Raw genomic sequence first — 18,334 nt, forward strand, 5'->3', positions numbered from 1 at the left:
CCGGCGGCTACTGCCCGGCGAACTTCCGGCTCATCCCGTCGAAGACGCGCTGCGCCTCCGGTCCCAGGCGGGGGCCCGCCAGCCAGGTGTGCTGGGCGGAGCTGATGGACGTGTTGGACACCAGCGCCAGCTTGCCGCCGCGGTTGGCGAACCAGCCGCCGCCGGACGAACCGCCGGTCATCGTGCAGCCGATCCGGTCCATGGGCGGCGTGCCCTGCTGCATGGTGAAGCGGCCGGGGCGGTCCAGGCAGTTCATCATCCGCGCGCCGTCGTACGGGGGGCCGGCCGGGTAGCCGACGGCCTTCATGCCGCTGATTTGGTGGGCGTCGGGGGCGTTGAACCAGATCGGGACGGACGTGCCCACGGTCTCCTCCAGGGACTTGCCGCTGCCGTTCTCCGGCTTCACGTGCAGCACCGCGAAGTCGTAGGCGGAACCCGCGCTGCCGTGCTCCTGGTCCCCCATGTTCATCCATTCACCGGACGTGCTGATCCAGTCGGCCCAGAAGCGGCCGTACGGCGTGACCTGCTGCTGCGGCGCGCTGTTGACCTGGTTCATCGGCGCGCCGTAGTCGTTGTAGGACGGCACGAAGATGATGTTGCGCATCCAGCCGCCCTTCTTGCCGGAATGCACGCAGTGGCCCGCGGTCCACACCAGGTTGGACTTGCCCGGGTGCGCCGGGTCGCTGACGATCGTGCCGGAGCAGACCATGGGGCCCTGCGGGCTGTTGAAGAAGACCTTGCCGACCGGCGCCATGTTCTGGTGGTACGGCCGGGGGATCTGCTGGGCGTTGACCGGCCGCGGCTCGGCGTCGGTGCCGTCGAGCCCGCTGCCCGCATCGGTGGCCTTCACGCTGAGATCGGGGGCGGCCTTCGCCTGCGACAGGCTCTCCCTGTTCCAGTGGCCCTTGATGACCGGGTTGGCGAAGTCCTTCGCCTTACGCGCCCAGTTGTCCCAGTTCTTCCAGCCGCCGTCCTTCCACTTCTTCAGGTCGTCGAGGCTGGTCGGTATGCCCTTGGGGAGCTTGAGGCCCCCGGTGCCGTGCTCGGCGGAGGCCGAACTGCCGGCCTTGTCGTCGCTGGGGCCGCAGGCGGTGACGGTGACCGCGAGAAGGGCGGCGAGTACCGCGGAGGCGGCGGCGGTTCGGCGGACGGACCGCCGCCGCGATATGTGCGGCCTGGACGGCTCGGAAGGCTCGGTGGATATGGGTGTGGGCGGCATGTGCGGTCCCCCTGGTACACGCGTACACGGGCGCATCGCCGTACGCGAGGCGCCGGATTGTCATGCCCCCTGTGACGGGGGCCGCGCTCCACTATGCCGTCCTGCGCCGCGGGCGGACAGGCCGGGGCCCGCCCGGCCCCTCAGCGCGGGGCCACCCGCGGGTCCCCGTACGCCGGACCCGTGCGGTGCCGGCCGCCGCCCGTGGAGCCGCGGCGGAAGTCCCGCAGCTGCTGCGCCGTCGGATACCACCGCCGGTCGCAGCGGCGACACCACCAGCGCCAGTTGTCCCAGTCGGTGTCGGTGGTGGTGGTGTCCTTCCACAGCCAGTCGTCACAGTCCGGGGTGGGGCACTTCGGCGGCAGCAGCATGACGGGAGGCCCTTCGTCGGCGGCAGGCGGCCCCACACTGCTGCGCCCGCCGCCGCGCCGCGCGGAGGTTGGCCCCGCGGCCATCCGGACGGGTGACTGCGGTGTGACCCGTACGCCACGGGGCCCGCAGAAGGACCCGTACGCCACGGGAGCCACCCAAAGAGGCGGGCGGCCGCACGCCTTCGCGTACGGCCGCCCGCCTCTGATGAAGGGCGCTGCGCTACTTCTGCTGCGCTACTTCTTGGGCAGCCACTTCTTCCAGACGTCCGGGTGCTTGTCCACCCAGCGCTTGGCCGCCTCGTCCGCGGACAGACCGCTGGAGGCGATCGACTCGGAGACCTCGTTCTGGTCGTCCTTGGTCCAGCTGAACTTCTTCAGGAACGCCGCGGCGCTGCCGCCGTGCTTGGCGAACTCCGTGTTGAAGAACTTCTGGAGCGGGGTGGTCGGGTACGCGCAGTCGATGGACGTCGGGTCCTTGGTGCCCTTGGCCGCGCAGGCGTCGGTGTACTTGGGGAGCTTGACCTCCACCATCGGCACCTGGTTGAAGAGCCACTGCGGCTCGTACCAGTAGGTGAGGAACGGCTTCTTCTGCTTGGCGAACTGCTGGATCTGGGTGATCTGCGCCGCCTCGGAACCGGCGAAGACGACCTCGTAGTTGAGGTTCAGGTTCTTCACCAGGGCCTTGTCGTTGGTGACGTAGGACGGCGAACCGTCCATCAGCTGGCCCTTGTTGCCGCTCTCCGAGGTACGCAGCTGCTGGGCGACCTTGTTGAGGTTCTTCCAGTTGGTGACCTCGGGGTGCTTGTCGGCCCAGTACTTGGGGACGTACCAGCCGATGTGCCCGGTGACGCCGTTGCCGCCGGCCGCGGTGATCGTCTTCTTGTCCTTGACGTAGCGCTGTTCCTGGTCGGGGTGGCCCCAGTCCTCCAGGATCGCGTCGACGCGGCCCTGGCTGAGCGCGTCCCAGGCGGGGATCTCGTCCACCTGGACGGTGTCGACGTGATAGCCCAGCTGGTGTTCCAGGAGGTACTTGGCCACGGCGACGTTGGACTGCGCGCCGACCCAGGTCTGGACGGACAGGGTGACGGACTTGGAGCCCTTGGCCGCCGCGAACGGCGAGCCCTGCTTGGTCATGTCCGCCTTGCCACAGCCGGAGAGCGACAGCAGCACCGCTCCGGCCACCGCCGACGTACCGATGAGCTTGGCGAGAGTACGAGTACGAGTACGGGACATGGTCAGGCTCCCTTCCCCGTAGTGCGGCGTTCCGTCGGCTGGGTGACGCGGTCGAGCATCAGGCCCAGGCAGACGATGGCGACACCCGCGACCAGGCCGAGGCCCAGGTCTCCGGTGGCCAGGCCGGTGACGACGTCGTAGCCGAGGGCGCCACCGCCGACCAGACCGCCGATGATGACGACGGCGAGGACGAGGACCACACCCTGGTTGACGGCCAGCAGCAGCGCGGGCCGGGCCAGCGGGAGCTGGACCTGGCGCAGGATCTGCCAGCGGGTGGCGCCCAGGGAACGGGCGGACTCCATGGCGGCCGGGTCCACCTGGCGCAGGCCCTGGGTGGTGATGCGGATGACGGCCGGCAGGGCGTAGACCACGGCAGCGGCGGCGGCCGGGGCGCGGCCCACGGCGAAGAGGGCCACCACCGGAATGAGGTAGACGAACTGCGGCATGGTCTGCATGACGTCCAGGACCGGGCGCAGGATCGCCTCCAGGCGCTTGCTGCCGGCCGCGAGGATGCCGATGGCGAAGCCCAGCACCAGGGTCACCACCAGGGCGGCGAGGACCTGGGAGAGGGTGTTCATGGACGGCTTCCACACGCCCAGCACACCGATGGCGGCCATCGCGAGGACGGCGGTCAGGGCGGTGCGCCAGGTGCCGATCAGCCAGGCCAGGGCGGCGACGAGAAGCAGCGTGCCGTACCAGGGCAGTGCGGTCAGGCCGTCGCGCAGCGGGTTGAGCACCCAGTTGGTGAAGTGGGCGGCCCAGTCGGCGGTGCCGCCGACCACGGGGACTCCGGAGTAGAGGTGGTTGACCATCCACTCCTTGAAGTCGTTGACGGGGTGGGCGATGTCCACGGCCCAGCCGGTCGGCCAGACCAGGGAGCCGGAGAGCCGACCCAGGAGGGCGAGCGCGGCGGTGACCACGGCGACGCCGGTCCAGGCCCGCCAGCCGCGCAGGAAGGCGGGACCGGCGGCGGAGGTGTCCGCACCGATCTTCTCGCCCGCGGCAGCGGTGGTGCGGTCCATGACGATGGCCAGCAGCACGATCGGGATGGCGGCCGCCAGCGCGGCGCCGACGTCGACCGAGGCGAGCGCCTGGTAGACGCGGTCACCGAGACCGGCCGCGCCGATCACGGAGGCGATCACGGCCATGGACAGCGCCATCATGATCGTCTGGTTGACGCCGAGCAGGAGTTCCTTGCGGGCCAGCGGCAGCCGGGCGGTCAGCAGTCGCTGCCGTCCGGTGGCGCCGAGCGAGGCGGAGGCCTCCAGCACACCGGCGTCCGCGCCGCGCAGGCCGAGCGCGGTCAGGCGGGCCATCGGCGGCGCCGCGTAGATGACGGTGGCCAGCAGGGCGGCCGGTACGCCGATGCCGAAGACCAGCACGACGGGCAGGAGGTAGGCGAAGGCCGGCAGGACCTGCATGGTGTCGAGGACCGGGCGCAGGATCCTGAACAGCCGGTCGGACAGGCCCGCGGCCAGGCCGAGCAGGGCGCCGACGGCGACCGAGACCACGACCGCCACCACCATCAGGGCGAGGGTCTGCATGGTGGGGACCCACATCCCCAGCAGGCCGCTGACGACGAAGGACAGCAGGGCGGTCAGGGCGATGCGCCAGCCGGCCACGCGCCAGGCGAGGAGGGTGACGCCGGCCGTCACGCCGGTCCAGCCGAGCGCGAGCAGCAGCAGGTAGACGCCGCGGACGGAGAGCACCACGGCGTTGCTGAGGTGGCCGAGGAAGTAGACGAACAGCCAGTGGCTGTCGCGGTTGTCGATGATCCAGCTACTGGTCTTGTCGAGCGGACCGGAGACGTCGACGGTCAGCGCGTGCGGCCAGGCGGCGCCGTACTTCGCGCTCAGCAGCGGGACGACGACGGCCGCGACGACGGCGAGCAGCAGCAGCTTGGCCAGGCCGCGGCGGTTCGCCAGGATCTGGGCCGGGCCCTTGGGGGTGTCGACGCCGAGGGTGCCGCGCGGAGAAACCGGGGTCGCGGTACTCATGCGCGCCCCCGCTTCACGGTGCCGGCGACCACATTCATCGCGGCGGCGCGCTGGGCCTCGCGCCAGCGGTGCAGCAGGGCCGTGCGCAGGCGGGAGCGGCGCGTCGCGACGGGGGCGCGGGAGCCGACGGCGCGCAGGGGCGCCGTGCGGTGGGTGGCGGTGGCGTACATCAGGCGGCCACCTCCTCCGGCCGGTGATCGACCCGGGCGACCACGTTGAGCAGGCAGGCGTGGTCGACGATGCCCAGGCAGCGGCCGTCGTCGACGACGCGGGCGGCGCCGCCGGAGCGGGCGACCGCCTCGATGGCGTCGGAGATCAGGGTGTCGGGGCCCAGCGCCGGGCCCTGGTCGGCCTCGCCGTCCTGCACCGGGCGCATCGCCTTGCGGACGGTGAGCACCTGCTCGCGCGGGACGTCGCGGACGAAGTCGCGGACGTAGTCGTCGGCCGGGGAGCCGACGATCTCCTCGGGGGTGCCGAGCTGGACGATCTCGCCGTCGCGCATCAGCGCGATGCGGTCGCCCAGGCGCAGCGCCTCGGCGAGGTCGTGGGTGATGAAGACCATCGTGCGGCCCTCCTCGCGGTGCAGGCGGACGACCTCTTCCTGCATATCGCGGCGGATGAGCGGGTCCAGGGCGCTGAACGGCTCGTCGAAGAGGAGGACCTCGGGGTCGACGGCGAGGGCGCGGGCCAGGCCGACGCGCTGCTGCTGACCGCCGGAGAGCTGTCCGGGGCGGCGCTTCTCCAGCCCGCCCAGGCCCACCTTCTCCACCATCTCGTTGGCCCGCTCGCGCCGTTCGCTCTTGCCCATGCCCTGGATCTCCAGGCCGTAGGCGACGTTGTCGACGACGCTGCGGTGCGGCAGCAGGCCGAAGTGCTGGAAGACCATCGAGGCGCGGCGGCGGCGCAGTTCGCGCAGGGTGCCGCGGTCCATGGCGCGCACGTCCTCGCCGTCCATCTCCAGGTCGCCGCTGGTCGGCTCGATCAGCCGGGTCAGACAGCGGACGAGGGTGGACTTGCCGGAGCCGGACAGGCCCATGACGACGAAGACCTCGCCCTTGTGGACGTCGAAGGAGACATCGCGGACGGCGGCGGTGCAGCCGGTCTGCTCGCGCAGTTCCTGGGCGGAGAGCCCGGTGACGGAGGCGTCATCGGGGATCCTGTCGGCCTTCGGGCCGAAGACCTTCCACAGGTGTCGGACGGAGAAGACGACCTCGCGGTCCTCCGTGGCAGCGGTCTTCTTGGACGGGTTTGCAGCGGATGCGCCGGTGGCGGTGCTGGCCATCACGCATCACCTCCTTGGGCAGTGGCTTGCTTGAGCAGTTCGGCGCACTTCTCCCCCACCATGAGCACGCCCAGCATCGGGTTGACGGCGGGCATCGTCGGGAAGACGGAGGCGTCGGCGATCCGGACGCCGTCCAGGCCCCGGATCCTCAACTCCGGGTCCACGACAGCCAGTTGATCATCGGCGGCGCCCATCTTGCAGGTGCCGGCGGGGTGGTAGACGGTGTGCGCTGCTTTGCGCACCAGCTCGCTGATCTCCGCGTCGTCGGTCACGTCGGGACCGGGGAAGACCTCGCGCTTGAGCCACTTCCGGAACGGCTCGGCCTGGGCGACCTTGCGGGCCAGCTTGATGCCGTCGACGAGCGTCTGCCCGTCGTAGTCGCCCTCGTCCTCGAAGTACCGGAAGTCGAGGGCGGGCTTGGCCTCGGGGTCCGCGGAGGTGAGGTAGAGGCGGCCGCGGGAGCGGGACTTGGGGATGTTCGGAGTCATCGACACCCCGTGCTCGGGGCGCTCGTAGCCCAGCCGCTCGGGGTTGTCGGTGAAGGGGATCTGGTAGAAGTGGAACATCAGGTCGGGGCCCTTGTGCTGCGGGTCCCGCTTGACGAACAGACCCGCGTCGGAGTCCATCGCGGAGTTGTCCGGGATCGGCCCGTCGGTCTCCCAGACGATCACCGACTCCGGGTGGTCGATCAAGTTCTCCCCGACGCCCGGCAGGTCCAGCACACAGGGCAGACCCAGCGCTTCCAGGTCCTTCTTCGGCCCGATGCCCGAGTGCATCAGCAGCCGCGGGGTGTCCACCGCACCGGCGCAGACCAGCACCTCACGCGCGGCCTCGACGTAGACCTCCGCGCCGTCCTTGGTGCGGACGTGCACGCCCTTGGCGCGGGTGCCGTCCAGCTCCAGCTTGTGCGCCCAGGTCTCCAGCATCAGCGTGAGGTTCGGGCGGTCGCCGGCCTCCATGTGCGGGTGGAGGTAGGCGACGGAAGCGGAGGAGCGCTTGTTGTTCTCCGGGTGGTAGGAGAGGTCGAAGAAGCCGACGCCCTCCTCGAAGGGCTTGTCGTTGAAGCCGACGACCTCCGGGACGCCGAGGGCGCTCTTGGCGGCCTCGATCCAGTCCGTGGCGATCTGGTTCTGGTCCTTCTTGGCCACCCGCACGATGTTGTTGCGCAGCTTGCCGAAGTAGGGGTCCATCGCCTTGGCGCCCCAGCCGGCCGCGCCCGCCTCTTCCCACTCGTCCCAGTCGGAGGGCAGCGGCTTGAAGGAGATCAGGGTGTTGTGCGAGGAGCAGCCGCCGAGGACCTTGGCGCGGCTGTGCAGGATGTGCGAGTTGCCGCGCGGCTGCTCGGTGGTCGTGTACTCGTAGTCCAGCTCGCCGCCGAGCAGACCGAGCCACTTGCGCAGCGTCAGGACGTCCTCGCGGTCGATGTCGGAGGGTCCGCCTTCGATGACGGCGACGGTGACGTCCGGGTCCTCGACGAGTCGCGAGGCGATGACGGAACCGGCGGTTCCACCGCCGACAACGACATAGTCGTACACGGGCATGAGGGGTGCTCCTTTACTGCAAAGTGCGTGCGTGGCCTGGGAGGTACGGTTCGGGACGGCCGTCAGCCCGCGAACCACCGGACCGGCGCCGGCCGGAGGTTCTCGTAAACGTGCTTGCTCTCGCGGTACTCGTCCAGACCCGTGGGGCCCAATTCCCGGCCGATGCCGGACTTGCCGAAGCCGCCCCACTCCGCCTGCGGGAGGTAGGGGTGGAAGTCGTTGATCCATACGGTGCCGTGCCGCAGCCGGGCGGCGATGCGGCGGGCGCGGGCGGTGTCGGCGGAGAAGACGGCACCGGCCAGCCCGTACTCGGTGTCGTTGGCCAGCGCGACGGCCTCGTCCTCGGTCGTGAAGGTCTCGACCGTCAGGATCGGGCCGAAGGTCTCCTCGCGGACGACCTTCATCTCGCGGTGGCAGCCGTCGAGCACGGTCGGCAGGTAGAAGTAGCCGGTGGCGGGCCGCACGTCCGACGGCTCGGGCCGGGCGCCGCCGCAGCGCAGCTGCGCACCCTCGGTGAGCGCGGAGGCGACGTACGCCTCGACCTTGTCGAGCTGCTGCTGGGAGACCAGCGGCCCGCACTCCACGCCGTCCGCCGTGCCCCGGCCCAGCTTGATCCGCTCGGCGCGGCGGGCCAGCTCGGCCACGAAGCGGTCGCGCACCGACTCCTCGATGATCAGCCGGGCACCGGCCGAGCAGACCTGGCCGCTGTGGATGAACGCGGCATTCAGCGCCTGGTCGACGGCGGTGTCGAAGCCTTCCTCCGTCGCGCACGCATCCGCGAAGACGACATTGGGGTTCTTGCCGCCCAGCTCCAGCGCGATCTTCTTGGCATCGGAGACCGCTGCCGCGCCCGCCTTCGTCCCGCTGGCCAGGCCGCCGGTGAAGGAGAACAGATCCACGTCCGGGTGCTCGGCCAGCCGCTGGCCGACGGGCAGGCCCGCACCGGTGACGATATTGGCGACACCGGCCGGCAGCCCGGCCTCCACCAGCAGCTTGATCAGGTGGACGGTGGAGAGCGGGGTGACCTCACTGGGCTTGATCACAAAGGTGTTGCCGGCCGCGACGGCCGGGGCGATCTTCCAGCTGGCCTGGAGCAGCGGGTAGTTCCACGGCGTGATCAGCGCGCAGACGCCGACCGGCTCGTGCACGACCACGCTGTGCACGTCCGGCGACCCGGCGTCCACGACCCGCCCGCCGCTCTCGTTCATCACCAGGTCGGCGAAGTAGCGGAAGGCGTCGGTGACGCAGTCGACGTCGATCCGGCCCTCTTCGAGCGTCTTGCCGGTGTCCCGGCTCTCGATGAGGGCGATCTCCTCGCGGTCGCGCTGGAGCAGCTCGGCGACCTTGCGCAGCAGGGCGGCGCGGTCGGCCACGGCCGTACGCGGCCAGGCGCCGGCGCCGCCGTCGAAGGCCCGCTTGGCCGCGGCGACCGCCGCGTCCGTGTCGTCGGCGCCGCCCTCGGCGACCACGGCCAGCACCGTCGCATCGGCGGGGTCGAGGACCTCCCGCGTGGCGCCGGATGCGGCGGGGAGCCACACCCCGTCTACGTGAATGGTCTCGCTTGCCGACACGTGTGTTCTGCCTTCCGCTTACTGGATCGTGTTTCCACTGGTGCAACCACTCGCGCACTCAGCAACGGGGACCCCTATCCGAAAGCCCCCTACCTATGCCCAAACCTCAACGGAAAGTGAGGCGAGTCACTCGGCGGCCGCCCCATTGGCCCGCCCTGCGCCCAATGTGCGCCCGAAAATTCCGGAACGTACCCTGAATAGCCGTATGCCCGACCCGCACGCCCTTGGGAACCGGAGGTACCGCGATGGCCAGCAGACGCCGCCCAGCGACCGCGATCACCGCGTTGACCTGCGGCGCAGCGCTTCTCGCCAGCTCCTTCGGGACGGCCGCGGCGGCCGCGGCGGGCCGGGACGGCGGCGAGGGCGATCTCGCCGGCAAGACGGCCCAGCAGGTCAACGACACCGCCCTGCACGCGCTCGCGGGCGCCACCTCACTGCGGCTGCGGACCTCCGCCACCGCCGACCCCGGCCGGATCGACCTCACCCTCGACCGGGCGGGCAACTGCACCGGCACCATCAGCAAGGGCTCCTACGGCCACGTCGACCTCGTCAAACGCGGCAAGAACGTCTGGATGAGACCGGACACCGCCTTCTGGAAGACCCAGGTGCCGGGCAAGGAGGGCGACGCGGCCGCCCGCCGGTACCACGGCCGCTATCTGCACGGCACCACCGCCGACTCCTTCCTCAGGAGCCTGGCCACCGCCTGCAACCTCACCGCCTTCCAGAAGTCCGCCACCGCCCCCACCTCCCCGCCACGGCCCGGCCACCCCGCTCCCCACCTGACCAAGGGCAAAGCGACCGTCCAGGAGGGCACCCGCGTCCTGCCGGTCATCAAGAAGACCGACGGCGTCATCCAGACCCTCTACGTGACCATCAGCGGCAAGCACTACCCCCGCAAACTCACCGCCGAGGCCAACCACCAGACCGGCACGGTCCTGCTGAGCAACTACGACAAGCCGGTGCCGTTCAAGCCGCCGCCGCGGGGCAAGACGGTGGACATCTCGGTACTGGAGAACCTGTTGCAGGGGGCGCAGGGGGCGGAGGCGGTGTAGGGACTCGTGCGGAGGTAACTCTTCGTACGTACGATCGTTGGACCGTGCGGCTGCCCGCATGCGCGTGGCGGCGGGGAGGGAGCGGCACGATGACCATCACCGAAGAACGGACCGCGACGGTCGAGACCGACGGGATCGAGATGGACGAGCCCAGCGAGCAGCCCCTTGAGCCGAGCCCGAACGCGCTGGACGCGTTGTTCGAATGGCTGGAGCGGTCGCCTGTCCCCGAGGGCTACAAGATCGAGATCGTCGAGGGGGCCGTGTTCATGGTGCCGCAGCGGGATATCCACTGGCAGACCATCCGCCGGATCGTGCGGGCGCTGGAAGACCGGTTCGGCATGGATGTGCTGGTGACATCGGACGTCCGGATCGACTTTCCCGGCGAGTTGAACGGCCTCTGCCCGGACGTCGCCAAAATCGCCGACGGCGCGAAGAAGAACAAACAGGGCCGCTGGTGCTACCAAGACATCGAATTCATCGCCGAAGTCATCTCCAAGGGCACCTCGGCCAACGACTACGGACCGAAACGGGATGTCTACGCCACCGCCGAAGTGCCCGTCTACGTCATCGCCGACCCCTACATCGGCCGGTGCCGGGTCTTCACGCACCCGCAGGACGGCGAGTACAAGAGCGACCTCACCCTGGCGTACGGCAAGCCCATCGACCTCAGGGAACTCTTTCCCGGATTCACCATCACCACCGACGAGTTCCCCAGGGACTGACGTACCAGTGCGCCCTACGGGCGCCGCCCGCCCGGCGGAATGGCGCAGCTGTCGGAGAAACCCTGGCTGCGCAGCCCCATGGCCCCGTTCACGCGGGAGCGGAAGTTCTCCAGCGCGACCATGGCGGTCAGCTCGACGAAGGCCCTCTCGCCCAGGCGGCTGCGCAGCCGCTCGGCCAGCTCGTCGGTGACCGTCGGCGGGGTGTCGGTCATGGCCTCGGCGTACTCCATGACCAGCCGTTCCAGCTCGGTGAACGACTCCTGGTGCGCCCGCCACTCCGGCACCTTGCTGATCTTCTCCATCGGCAGCCCGAGCCGGTCGGCCTCCCAGTGGCCGAAGTCCATGCACCACGAGCAGCCGATCCGCGCCGCCGGGACCATCTGGGCCAGATGCTTGAGCGTCGGATCCAGGGCCCGCCACCGCCCCGTCTTCGCCTCGAAGGCGAAATAGGCGCGCAGCAGCCGGGGGTGGTGGCCGAAGACCAGGGCGGGCTCCAGGAGCTTGCCGTAGGTGCGCCGGGAGTACCACTCGGCCAGCCGCAGGGTGAGGGTGCGGGGCGGGCTGAGGGAGATCCGTGCGGTGCGGGTCGTGTCAGCGGTCATGGCGGTGCCTCCTCGTACGGCGGGTGTCCTCATGGCGGAGGACGACACTGCGTAGGACGACGCGGCCCCGGCGAATGTGACACGGCGGGGCCGATGGCCCCGGACGGGCCGCGTACGCCGGGTGCGGCCGCGCCGGGCGCCGGGCGGGCGGCCGATCGTCGTCCGTCGGCGAGCCGCCTCCCTCCCGCCCGTCCACCCGGACGACAATTCGGACATGGCTCAGCAAAAGGCTAACGCGACAGGCGGCGCGAGCGGGACGGCGGACAAGGCGGTGCTGGAGGGCGGTCCCGGTGACTTCCCCGGCCGCATCGTGGCGATCGATCCCCCGGGCACCCGCGAGCTGAAGATCCCGTATCTGGCCGGCTACGAGCACTTCCAGGCCACCGGCCGGAGCGAGGAGACCGCGGAGGGCACGCTGCCGGTCTACGAGTGGTGGGAGCGCACCGAACTGCCGGGGTAGCGCGGCGGGTCGGCGGACGCCGCCGCGCCGCCGCGGGCTCAGCCCGTGGCAGGCTCAGCCCGTGGCAGGCCCAGTCCGTCGCGGGCTCAGCCCGTCGCCGTGAAGGTGCGCAGGGCGATCCGCTGGATGTCCTGCTGGTGGGGCCATTCGGTGTCGGTGCCGCGGACGAGGACGGCGAACTGGCGGCCGTCGGCGGCGGTGAAGGCGCAGTCGACGATCTTGACGCGTTCGCCGACGTCCTTGCTGTCGTAGGCGTAGATCAGCTGGACGGCGTCGGCTCCGGGCGCCGGGTCGGTCAGGGGGGCCAGGGAGATCTCCTCGTAGCTCGGGTTGGCGGCGGAGTGGGAGAGCTGCTGCGACGTTTTCTCCAGGGCCTCGCGCGGGGTCTCGGTCGGGTGCTGGACCTGGAAGATCTGGACCAGGCCGTGCTGGTCGGGCGCGCTGTAGAAGACGCCGTTGGTGCGCTCGGTGCGCTGCCAGTCACGGGGGACGGCGAGGGTGAAGCCCGCCTGGTCGTGGACGAGGCGATAGTCGGTGGGCACATCGGTGACCGCGGTCGGGCCCGTGGTGGCATCGGTGGCGGTGGACGGGGCGGTGGGGTGGGCCGACGAGGAGGTGGCGTGGTGCGCGGCGTGGGCCGGAGCGGGTTTGTCGCCGCCCCAGAGCAAGTAGCTGCCGCCCGCGGCCGCCGCGAGCACGGCCACCGCCCCGCCGGCCACCAGCGCCTGCCTCCGGCGGCGCGGACCGGGCACCGGGCCCGGCGGCGCGGGGATGTCGGCGAAGCCGTCCGGCGGAGGGAAGCTGCCGGGCACGGGGCCCAGCGGCGCGGAAGCGTCGGCGAAGCCGTCCGGCGCGAGGAAGTCGCCGCGCAGCGCGCCGGGGCCGGCCGTCGCGGGCGGGACGGTGGGGCCGGTCGCCGGGCCCGGGAGCGGTTCCGCGCCGCCCATCGGGACGAAGACCGGGCGCGGCGGCATCGGGCCCGTATAGCGGGCGGGTGGCGGGGTGCCGTAGTCCCAGCCCTGTCTTACGCGGTTCCAGTGGGCGGCGCGCCCGCTCGGCGTCGTCATCCGCCCACCAGGGCCGCGACCGCCTGGACGACGGCCGCCCCCGAGGACAGCAGCCCGACGACGGCACCGGCCTCGGCGAGGGCCGTGCGGAGCCGGGCCAGCCGCCCGGGTCCGGCCGCGCCGGTACCGGTGATCTCCGTCTCGGTGTCGGTGAGTTCGACGGTCAGGGCCGCGACCTGCGGACCGGGCACCGCGCGCCCCAGATCGTCGCGCAACTCCCGTACGGCACGCAGCAGTTCCTCGTGCGCGGGGTCGACGGCCGGTGCGGCGACGCCCTCGTTGTGGGTGACGGTGTTGTGGTCGCCGATGGCGAACGCCCCCTGGACGCTGCCGATATGGATGCCGTTCCCGCGCTCGTCAGCCGTTGCCATGCTATTTCGGTCCCTTCCCGTCGGTGCCGCTGCGCGCCGTGCCGGTGTTGTGGGTGATGGTGTTGTGGTCGCCGATGCCGACGGCGCCCTGCGCGGACTCGACGTAGACGCCGCCCTTGGCGACATTGACGATCCGCTGCTCGAATTCGTCGGTCTGGTAACCGGCCGCGCGCAGCGCCGTGGTCACCCCGGCCGCCACCCGCTGCTGGATGGTCTCCAGATAGCGGGCGACGTCCATGTCCTGGAAGAGCGAGGACTCGCCGTAGGAGCCCAGTTCGCGTACGGACACGGCCGGGCCCTCCGGCAGCGCCGAGCCGTGGCCGTCGGTGGCCAGCCGCCACACCGACGCCAGCCCGCGCAGCAGGGTCAGGACGGCCGCGCCCGCGGAGCGCGGGGTGCCGGCCAGCGCCCAGACGGCCTTGCCGAAGTGGTGGTGGTGACGGTACTGGTGGGCGATCCGGTCGGCGTCCTGGAAGAGCTGCCGCAGCGGCCACAGCACATGCGGGGCGACCTCCAGCATCAGCATGCCGCCCTGGGTGTGGACCCGGACGAACACCGTGACCACGACGCCCTCGCGCCAGCCGCCCACCCGGATACGCAGCAGATGGCGGCGCCGCTCGCCGCCCTCCTCGACCGCCTCGGCCCGGTGGTGCGCGAAATCGGGCGGGGCGTACGGCGCATGCGTACGGGCCTTGAGCCCCTGGGCCGGCAGAAAGACGCACTCCTCGATCTCCAGCGCGCGCAGCCGGTCGCGCACCGCGGCCGCCACCTCGGGCGAGCCGTGCGGGGTCGGCACCCGCAGTGCGGCCACGAGCGGGACGATGCGCTCCAGGATGGCGCCGTTGTCGAGCGGTTCGGCCGTACGGTCGGTGCGCGGGTTGAGCTCCACCGTCAGCGACCAGATCTTGAACGGCTGGCCGGCGCCGCAGAAGGGGTTGGTGTCGCGGTACATCACCAGCGGCCCGTGCTGCTCGGCGCGCACCAGGTCGCGCAGCCGCTGGAAACGGAGGCCCTCGAAGCGTTCGGCGGGGTCGGACATCACATCGGGGAAGCGCTGTTCGGACAGTTCGCTGTGCAGGGCGCGGGCGAACTGGCCGCGTTGCAGGGCGACCAGGAGGGCCACCGCGGGCAACAGCAGCAGCGCGACCCACAGGGGGAAGGCGTTGCTGAGCGCGCCGCCCGTGTCCGGCACGTCGTACGAACCGGTGTACGGGTCGTCGGCGCCCACGGCCGCATCGGTCGAGGCGGTCGAAGCGGTCGAGAAGGTCGAGTAGCCGGAGTCCGAGGTCGGCAGGCTCGGCAGGCTCGGCAACGGCAGGCGCCCGATCCCGGCCAGCCCGCCGCCGAAGGCCCCCACCAGCAGCGCCACGACGAACAGCAGCAGGGAGATCCGCCCGTACCAGCGCAGCACGAAGGAACCGACCACGGCCAGCCACGGCGGAAGGAAGGACAGCTTCCGCATGAAGCGGCCGAGCGCCATCAGGGCGATCGGGAAGAAGTAGAGCGCCGCCAGCCAGGACGACAGCGGGAGGGCGACGATCCACAGGAGCAGGATCGCCCCCGCCCAGGCCAGCTGGAGGCGGCGGGCGCGCAGCGCATGGGCGAGGACGCGGGCGGCGTCGATCCCGGAGGAGGGGGCGGCGAACCGCTCCTCGTGGACGTAGAGCTCGTCGATGACCTCATCGCGGAACGTCTCGTCCAGATACGTCCCGGCGCACAGCAGCCGGGTGGTTTCACTGGCCCCTGGCGGGGTCGGCAGCAGCGGGGGCGGGGCCTCCCGGCCGATGGGTTCCACGGACCCGGCAGGATCGGCGGGCGTCTTCCGTAACCGCCCGCCGCCCTCCGGCTCCCCGGGCTGCGCGGGCACATCCGTCCGGGCCATCGGCCTCCCCCAAAAACGCCAACGAACTGCCGCAACCGGCGAGTTGGCTGGGAACCACCGGCCGCGGCGATACGGAAGCCGCAGCATAGGCGAGCGGACCGCTCCGTGTCAGCGTGATAACCCAAGGTTGCCGACCACGCCCCGTTCCGCGCCGGAAACGGCCGAGCCCGCACGGCCGTTGCAGGCAGTGCGGGCTCGGCGCGGAAGCGCGGTGGCTCAGATGCGGTGGCTCAGATGAGGCCGAGGCCGCGGACCGCCTCGCGCTCCTCCGACAGCTCCTTGACGGAGGCGTCGATGCGCTCGCGGGAGAAGTCGTTGATCTCCAGGCCCTGGACGATCTCGTACTTGCCGTCCTTGGTGGTGACGGGGAAGGAGGAGATCAGGCCCTCCGGGACGCCGTAGGAGCCGTCCGAGGGGATGCCCATCGAGGTCCAGTCGCCGGCGGCGGTGCCGTTGACCCAGGTGTGGACGTGGTCGATGGCGGCGTTGGCGGCGGAGGCGGCCGAGGAGGCGCCGCGGGCCTCGATGATGGCCGCGCCGCGCTTGGCGACGGTCGGGATGAAGGTGTCGGCCAGCCACTTCTCGTCGTTCACGACCTCGGCGGCGTTCTTGCCGGCGACCTCGGCGTGGAAGATGTCGGGGTACTGGGTGGCGGAGTGGTTGCCCCAGATCGTGAGCTTGCGGATCTCGCTGACCGGGGTGCCGGTCTTCTGCGCGAGCTGCGAGACGGCGCGGTTGTGGTCCAGGCGGGTCATCGCGGTGAAGCGCTCGCGCGGTACGTCCGGGGCGGCGGCCTGGGCGATCAGGGCGTTGGTGTTGGCGGGGTTGCCGACGACCAGGACCTTGATGTCGTCCGCGGCGTGCGCGTTGATGGCGGCGCCCTGCGGCTTGAAGATGCCGCCGTTGGCCTCCAGCAGGTCGCCGCGCTCCATGCCCTTGGTACGGGGGCGGGCGCCGACGAGCAGGGCGACGTTCGCGCCGTCGAAGGCCACGTTCGGGTCGTCGGAGATGTCGATGCCGCGCAGCAGCGGGAAGGCGCAGTCGTCGAGCTCCATGGCGGTGCCCTCGGCGGCCTTGAGGCCCTGCGGGATCTCCAGGAGGCGCAGCTTGACCGGGACGTCCGCGCCGAGGAGGTGACCGGAAGCGATGCGGAAGAGGAGGGCGTAACCGATCTGGCCGGCGGCGCCGGTCACGGTGACATTGACGGGAGTGCGGGTCATGGCGATCTCCTGCGCGACGTTTTCTGGGGGCAAGCCCCCGGACCACCAGGGGTGGCGGTGGGTGTCCCTGCCCGGTTATCGAGGTCTCATCGAGGTCTCTTGGTGTCGAGAGACCCGCCCGTCAGGCTATCGGACCCCCGCCCGGCACAGGCGACGGGCCGGTGTGGGACACCTCACCGGGTGTCGGGACCGGTGTCGAGGCCGGGTGTCGCTGACCCGGTACGGGGACGCGGAGGGGGCGGCGGTCGCCCACTCAAGGAGGGGGGAAGCAGGCGACCGCCAGGTTGTGCCGCACCCGTGGGGGGTACTCGTTCGCCTGCCCGGGATCCCCACCGGCATGCCCTCCGCTTTCGGCCATATCGGATACGGCCCCGTCCGGCCAGGGCGCACCGAGGCATGGACGCCTCCGGCCAGGGCTCTTGTGCGCCGGTTGTGCCCCGGGGCGTACCGGTGGGCCCCGGGGGCACACCTCGCTACGGGGCCGGGACGCGGCTCAATCGGCCATCCTCGCCCGCAAGGTGACCTCCAGCGCGTCCAGGAACTGCCCGGTGGTCAGCCATGGCGCGTCCGGCGAGATGAGCAGCGCCAGATCCCTGGTCATGCGCCCGCCCTCGACCGTCTCCGTGCACACCCGCTCCAGCGTCCCGGCGAAGCGGGTGACCTCGGGGGTGTCGTCCAGCCGGCCCCGGTGGGCCAGGCCCCGGGTCCAGGCGAAAACGGACGCAAGGGGGTTGGTCGAGGTGACCTTGCCCTGCTGGCGGCGGCGGTAGTGGCGGGTGACGGTGCCGTGCGCGGTCTCGGCCAGCACGGTGCGGCCGTCGGGGGACATCAGCACGGACGTCATCACGCCGGGCGAGCCGAAGCCCTGCGCCACGAGGGCGGACTGGACGTCGCCGTCGTAGTTCTTGCAGGCCCAGACGAAGCCGCCGGCGGACCGGAGGGCGGCGGCGGCCATCTCGTCGATCAGCCGGTGCTCGTACGTCAGCTCCGCGGCCCGGAAGTCCTCGGCGAACTCGGCGTCGAAGACCTCCTGGAACAGCTCCTTGAAGCGGCCGTCGTATTTCTTCAGGACGGTGTTCTTGGTGGAGAGGAAGACGGGGAGGCCGTGGGTGAGCCCGTAGCGGAAGACGGCGCGGGCGAAGTCGCGGAGCGACGCGTCGTGGTTGTACATCGCCAGCGCCACGCCGGAGTCCGGGAAGTCATGGACCTCCAGCTCGACCGGCTCGGAGCCGTCCTTCGGGGTGAAGGCCAAGGTGAGCGTGCCGGGGCCGGGGATGCGCAGGTCGGTGGCGCCGTACTGGTCGCCGAAGGCGTGGCGGGCGATGACCAGGGGCCGGGTCCAGCCCGGGACCCGCCGCGGCACATTGGCCAGGAGGACCGGCTCGCGGAAGATCACGCCGCCGAGGGCGGCGCGCAGGGTGGCGTTGGGCGAGGGGTACATCGCCTTGAGGCCGAATTCCTCGACGCGCGCCTCGTCCGGGGTGAGGGTGGCGCATTTGACGCCGACGCCGTGGCGCCGGACGGCGCGGGCGGCGTCGACGGTCACCTGGTCGTGGGTCGCATCGCGGTGTTCGATGCCGAGATCGAAGTACTCCAGGTCGACATCGAGGTGGGGCAGGATCAGCTTGTCCCTGATGAAGGACCACAGGATGCGGCTCATCTCGTCGCCGTCGAGCTCGACGACGGGGGTGGCTACCTTGATCTTGGCCATGCCGCCACGGTACTCACGCCGGGGCCCGCGCGGCCG

The 18,334-nt window shown here is 71.3% G+C and carries 17 protein-coding genes; 3 read left to right on the top strand and 14 right to left on the bottom strand.

Translation table 11 applies throughout. From position 1 onward, the window contains the following. Positions 1-7: 7 nt before the first annotated feature. The 8 genes from SNA_RS34915 to SNA_RS34945 all read right to left on the bottom strand — a co-directional run bounded on the left by SNA_RS34915 (position 8) and on the right by SNA_RS34945 (position 9,211). A complete protein-coding gene (locus SNA_RS34915) occupies positions 8-1,219 on the bottom strand; it encodes a trypsin-like serine peptidase (RefSeq protein ID WP_241779950.1) in 1,212 nt (403 codons plus the stop codon). A gap of 140 nt (positions 1,220-1,359) precedes the next feature. After that, positions 1,360-1,587, bottom strand: coding sequence for a hypothetical protein (locus SNA_RS34920; RefSeq protein WP_044368230.1), 228 nt, complete (start codon positions 1,585-1,587; stop codon positions 1,360-1,362). Between the two features lie 234 nt (positions 1,588-1,821). Further along, on the bottom strand, positions 1,822-2,820 hold the full coding sequence (locus tag SNA_RS34925) for an ABC transporter substrate-binding protein (protein ID WP_030065582.1): 999 nt from the start codon (positions 2,818-2,820) through the stop codon (positions 1,822-1,824). A 2-nt stretch (positions 2,821-2,822) separates the two neighbouring features. Continuing rightward, the gene (locus tag SNA_RS34930; protein WP_044368233.1) at positions 2,823-4,817 is read right to left on the bottom strand and encodes an ABC transporter permease; all 1,995 of its coding nucleotides are present in this window, start codon (positions 4,815-4,817) and stop codon (positions 2,823-2,825) included. After that, the gene (locus SNA_RS43005) at positions 4,814-4,987 is read right to left on the bottom strand and encodes a hypothetical protein (RefSeq protein WP_157880184.1); all 174 of its coding nucleotides are present in this window, start codon (positions 4,985-4,987) and stop codon (positions 4,814-4,816) included. Before SNA_RS43005 ends, SNA_RS34930 begins: the two co-directional genes overlap by 4 nt. Continuing rightward, positions 4,987-6,099 (bottom strand): quaternary amine ABC transporter ATP-binding protein, encoded by a 1,113-nt coding sequence (locus SNA_RS34935; RefSeq protein ID WP_030065584.1) that lies wholly within the window; start codon positions 6,097-6,099, stop codon positions 4,987-4,989. Before SNA_RS34935 ends, SNA_RS43005 begins: the two co-directional genes overlap by 1 nt. Beyond that, positions 6,099-7,640, bottom strand: a complete 1,542-nt coding sequence (locus tag SNA_RS34940; RefSeq protein WP_030065585.1) for a GMC family oxidoreductase — start codon at positions 7,638-7,640, stop codon at positions 6,099-6,101. The genes SNA_RS34935 and SNA_RS34940 overlap by 1 nt, the downstream gene beginning before the upstream one ends. Before the next feature lie 62 nt (positions 7,641-7,702). Beyond that, entirely contained in the window at positions 7,703-9,211 is a 1,509-nt protein-coding gene (locus tag SNA_RS34945) for an aldehyde dehydrogenase family protein (protein ID WP_044368235.1), read from the bottom strand. Between the two features lie 245 nt (positions 9,212-9,456). Between SNA_RS34945 and SNA_RS34950 the strand changes: the two genes are divergently transcribed. Together SNA_RS34950 and SNA_RS34955 are read left to right on the top strand one after the other, a co-directional pair. Beyond that, a complete protein-coding gene (locus SNA_RS34950) occupies positions 9,457-10,263 on the top strand; it encodes a hypothetical protein (RefSeq protein ID WP_030065588.1) in 807 nt (268 codons plus the stop codon). Positions 10,264-10,352: 89 nt separating this feature from the next. Next, positions 10,353-10,985, top strand: a complete 633-nt coding sequence (locus SNA_RS34955; RefSeq protein WP_030065589.1) for a Uma2 family endonuclease — start codon at positions 10,353-10,355, stop codon at positions 10,983-10,985. 14 nt (positions 10,986-10,999) lie between these two features. Here SNA_RS34955 and SNA_RS34960 read toward each other — a convergent pair whose 3' ends face one another. Beyond that, a complete protein-coding gene (locus SNA_RS34960) occupies positions 11,000-11,587 on the bottom strand; it encodes a carboxymuconolactone decarboxylase family protein (RefSeq protein ID WP_030065590.1) in 588 nt (195 codons plus the stop codon). A gap of 214 nt (positions 11,588-11,801) precedes the next feature. On the opposite strand from SNA_RS34960, the gene SNA_RS34965 reads away from it, so the two are divergent. Then, positions 11,802-12,047, top strand: a complete 246-nt coding sequence (locus SNA_RS34965; protein WP_044368241.1) for a DUF5988 family protein — start codon at positions 11,802-11,804, stop codon at positions 12,045-12,047. Between the two features lie 86 nt (positions 12,048-12,133). Here the strand turns inward: SNA_RS34965 and SNA_RS34970 are convergent, their stop codons facing one another. The 5 genes from SNA_RS34970 to SNA_RS34990 all read right to left on the bottom strand — a co-directional run bounded on the left by SNA_RS34970 (position 12,134) and on the right by SNA_RS34990 (position 18,298). Further along, complete coding sequence (locus SNA_RS34970; RefSeq protein ID WP_044368243.1) at positions 12,134-13,114, bottom strand: hypothetical protein; 981 nt, start codon at positions 13,112-13,114, stop codon at positions 12,134-12,136. Then, a complete protein-coding gene (locus SNA_RS34975) occupies positions 13,111-13,485 on the bottom strand; it encodes a hypothetical protein (protein ID WP_030065592.1) in 375 nt (124 codons plus the stop codon). The genes SNA_RS34970 and SNA_RS34975 overlap by 4 nt, the downstream gene beginning before the upstream one ends. A 1-nt stretch (position 13,486) precedes the next feature. Further along, the gene (locus tag SNA_RS34980) at positions 13,487-15,367 is read right to left on the bottom strand and encodes a hypothetical protein (RefSeq protein ID WP_052809024.1); all 1,881 of its coding nucleotides are present in this window, start codon (positions 15,365-15,367) and stop codon (positions 13,487-13,489) included. A gap of 230 nt (positions 15,368-15,597) precedes the next feature. Next, the gene (locus SNA_RS34985; protein WP_030065595.1) at positions 15,598-16,587 is read right to left on the bottom strand and encodes a malate dehydrogenase; all 990 of its coding nucleotides are present in this window, start codon (positions 16,585-16,587) and stop codon (positions 15,598-15,600) included. A 493-nt stretch (positions 16,588-17,080) separates the two neighbouring features. Beyond that, a complete protein-coding gene (locus SNA_RS34990; protein ID WP_030065596.1) occupies positions 17,081-18,298 on the bottom strand; it encodes an NADP-dependent isocitrate dehydrogenase in 1,218 nt (405 codons plus the stop codon). Positions 18,299-18,334: the final 36 nt, after the last annotated feature.

Source organism: Streptomyces natalensis ATCC 27448 (genome assembly GCF_000935125.1).
In the GTDB taxonomy this organism is placed as follows: domain Bacteria; phylum Actinomycetota; class Actinomycetes; order Streptomycetales; family Streptomycetaceae; genus Streptomyces; species Streptomyces natalensis.

Bases quoted from the DNA above. Each gene is read 5' to 3' on its own strand.
- SNA_RS34950 (WP_030065588.1), top strand. From the start codon at position 9,457: ATGGCCAGCAGACGCCGCCCAGCGACCGCGATCACCGCGTTGACCTGC.
- SNA_RS43005 (WP_157880184.1), bottom strand. From the start codon at position 4,987: ATGTACGCCACCGCCACCCACCGCACGGCGCCCCTGCGCGCCGTCGGC.
- SNA_RS34975 (WP_030065592.1), bottom strand. From the start codon at position 13,485: ATGGCAACGGCTGACGAGCGCGGGAACGGCATCCATATCGGCAGCGTC.
- SNA_RS34980 (WP_052809024.1), bottom strand. From the start codon at position 15,367: ATGGCCCGGACGGATGTGCCCGCGCAGCCCGGGGAGCCGGAGGGCGGC.
- SNA_RS34965 (WP_044368241.1), top strand. From the start codon at position 11,802: ATGGCTCAGCAAAAGGCTAACGCGACAGGCGGCGCGAGCGGGACGGCG.
- SNA_RS34985 (WP_030065595.1), bottom strand. From the start codon at position 16,587: ATGACCCGCACTCCCGTCAATGTCACCGTGACCGGCGCCGCCGGCCAG.
- SNA_RS34970 (WP_044368243.1), bottom strand. From the start codon at position 13,114: ATGACGACGCCGAGCGGGCGCGCCGCCCACTGGAACCGCGTAAGACAG.
- SNA_RS34960 (WP_030065590.1), bottom strand. From the start codon at position 11,587: ATGACCGCTGACACGACCCGCACCGCACGGATCTCCCTCAGCCCGCCC.
- SNA_RS34930 (WP_044368233.1), bottom strand. From the start codon at position 4,817: ATGAGTACCGCGACCCCGGTTTCTCCGCGCGGCACCCTCGGCGTCGAC.
- SNA_RS34935 (WP_030065584.1), bottom strand. From the start codon at position 6,099: ATGGCCAGCACCGCCACCGGCGCATCCGCTGCAAACCCGTCCAAGAAG.
- SNA_RS34925 (WP_030065582.1), bottom strand. From the start codon at position 2,820: ATGTCCCGTACTCGTACTCGTACTCTCGCCAAGCTCATCGGTACGTCG.
- SNA_RS34920 (WP_044368230.1), bottom strand. From the start codon at position 1,587: ATGCTGCTGCCGCCGAAGTGCCCCACCCCGGACTGTGACGACTGGCTG.
- SNA_RS34955 (WP_030065589.1), top strand. From the start codon at position 10,353: ATGACCATCACCGAAGAACGGACCGCGACGGTCGAGACCGACGGGATC.
- SNA_RS34990 (WP_030065596.1), bottom strand. From the start codon at position 18,298: ATGGCCAAGATCAAGGTAGCCACCCCCGTCGTCGAGCTCGACGGCGAC.
- SNA_RS34940 (WP_030065585.1), bottom strand. From the start codon at position 7,640: ATGCCCGTGTACGACTATGTCGTTGTCGGCGGTGGAACCGCCGGTTCC.
- SNA_RS34915 (WP_241779950.1), bottom strand. From the start codon at position 1,219: ATGCCGCCCACACCCATATCCACCGAGCCTTCCGAGCCGTCCAGGCCG.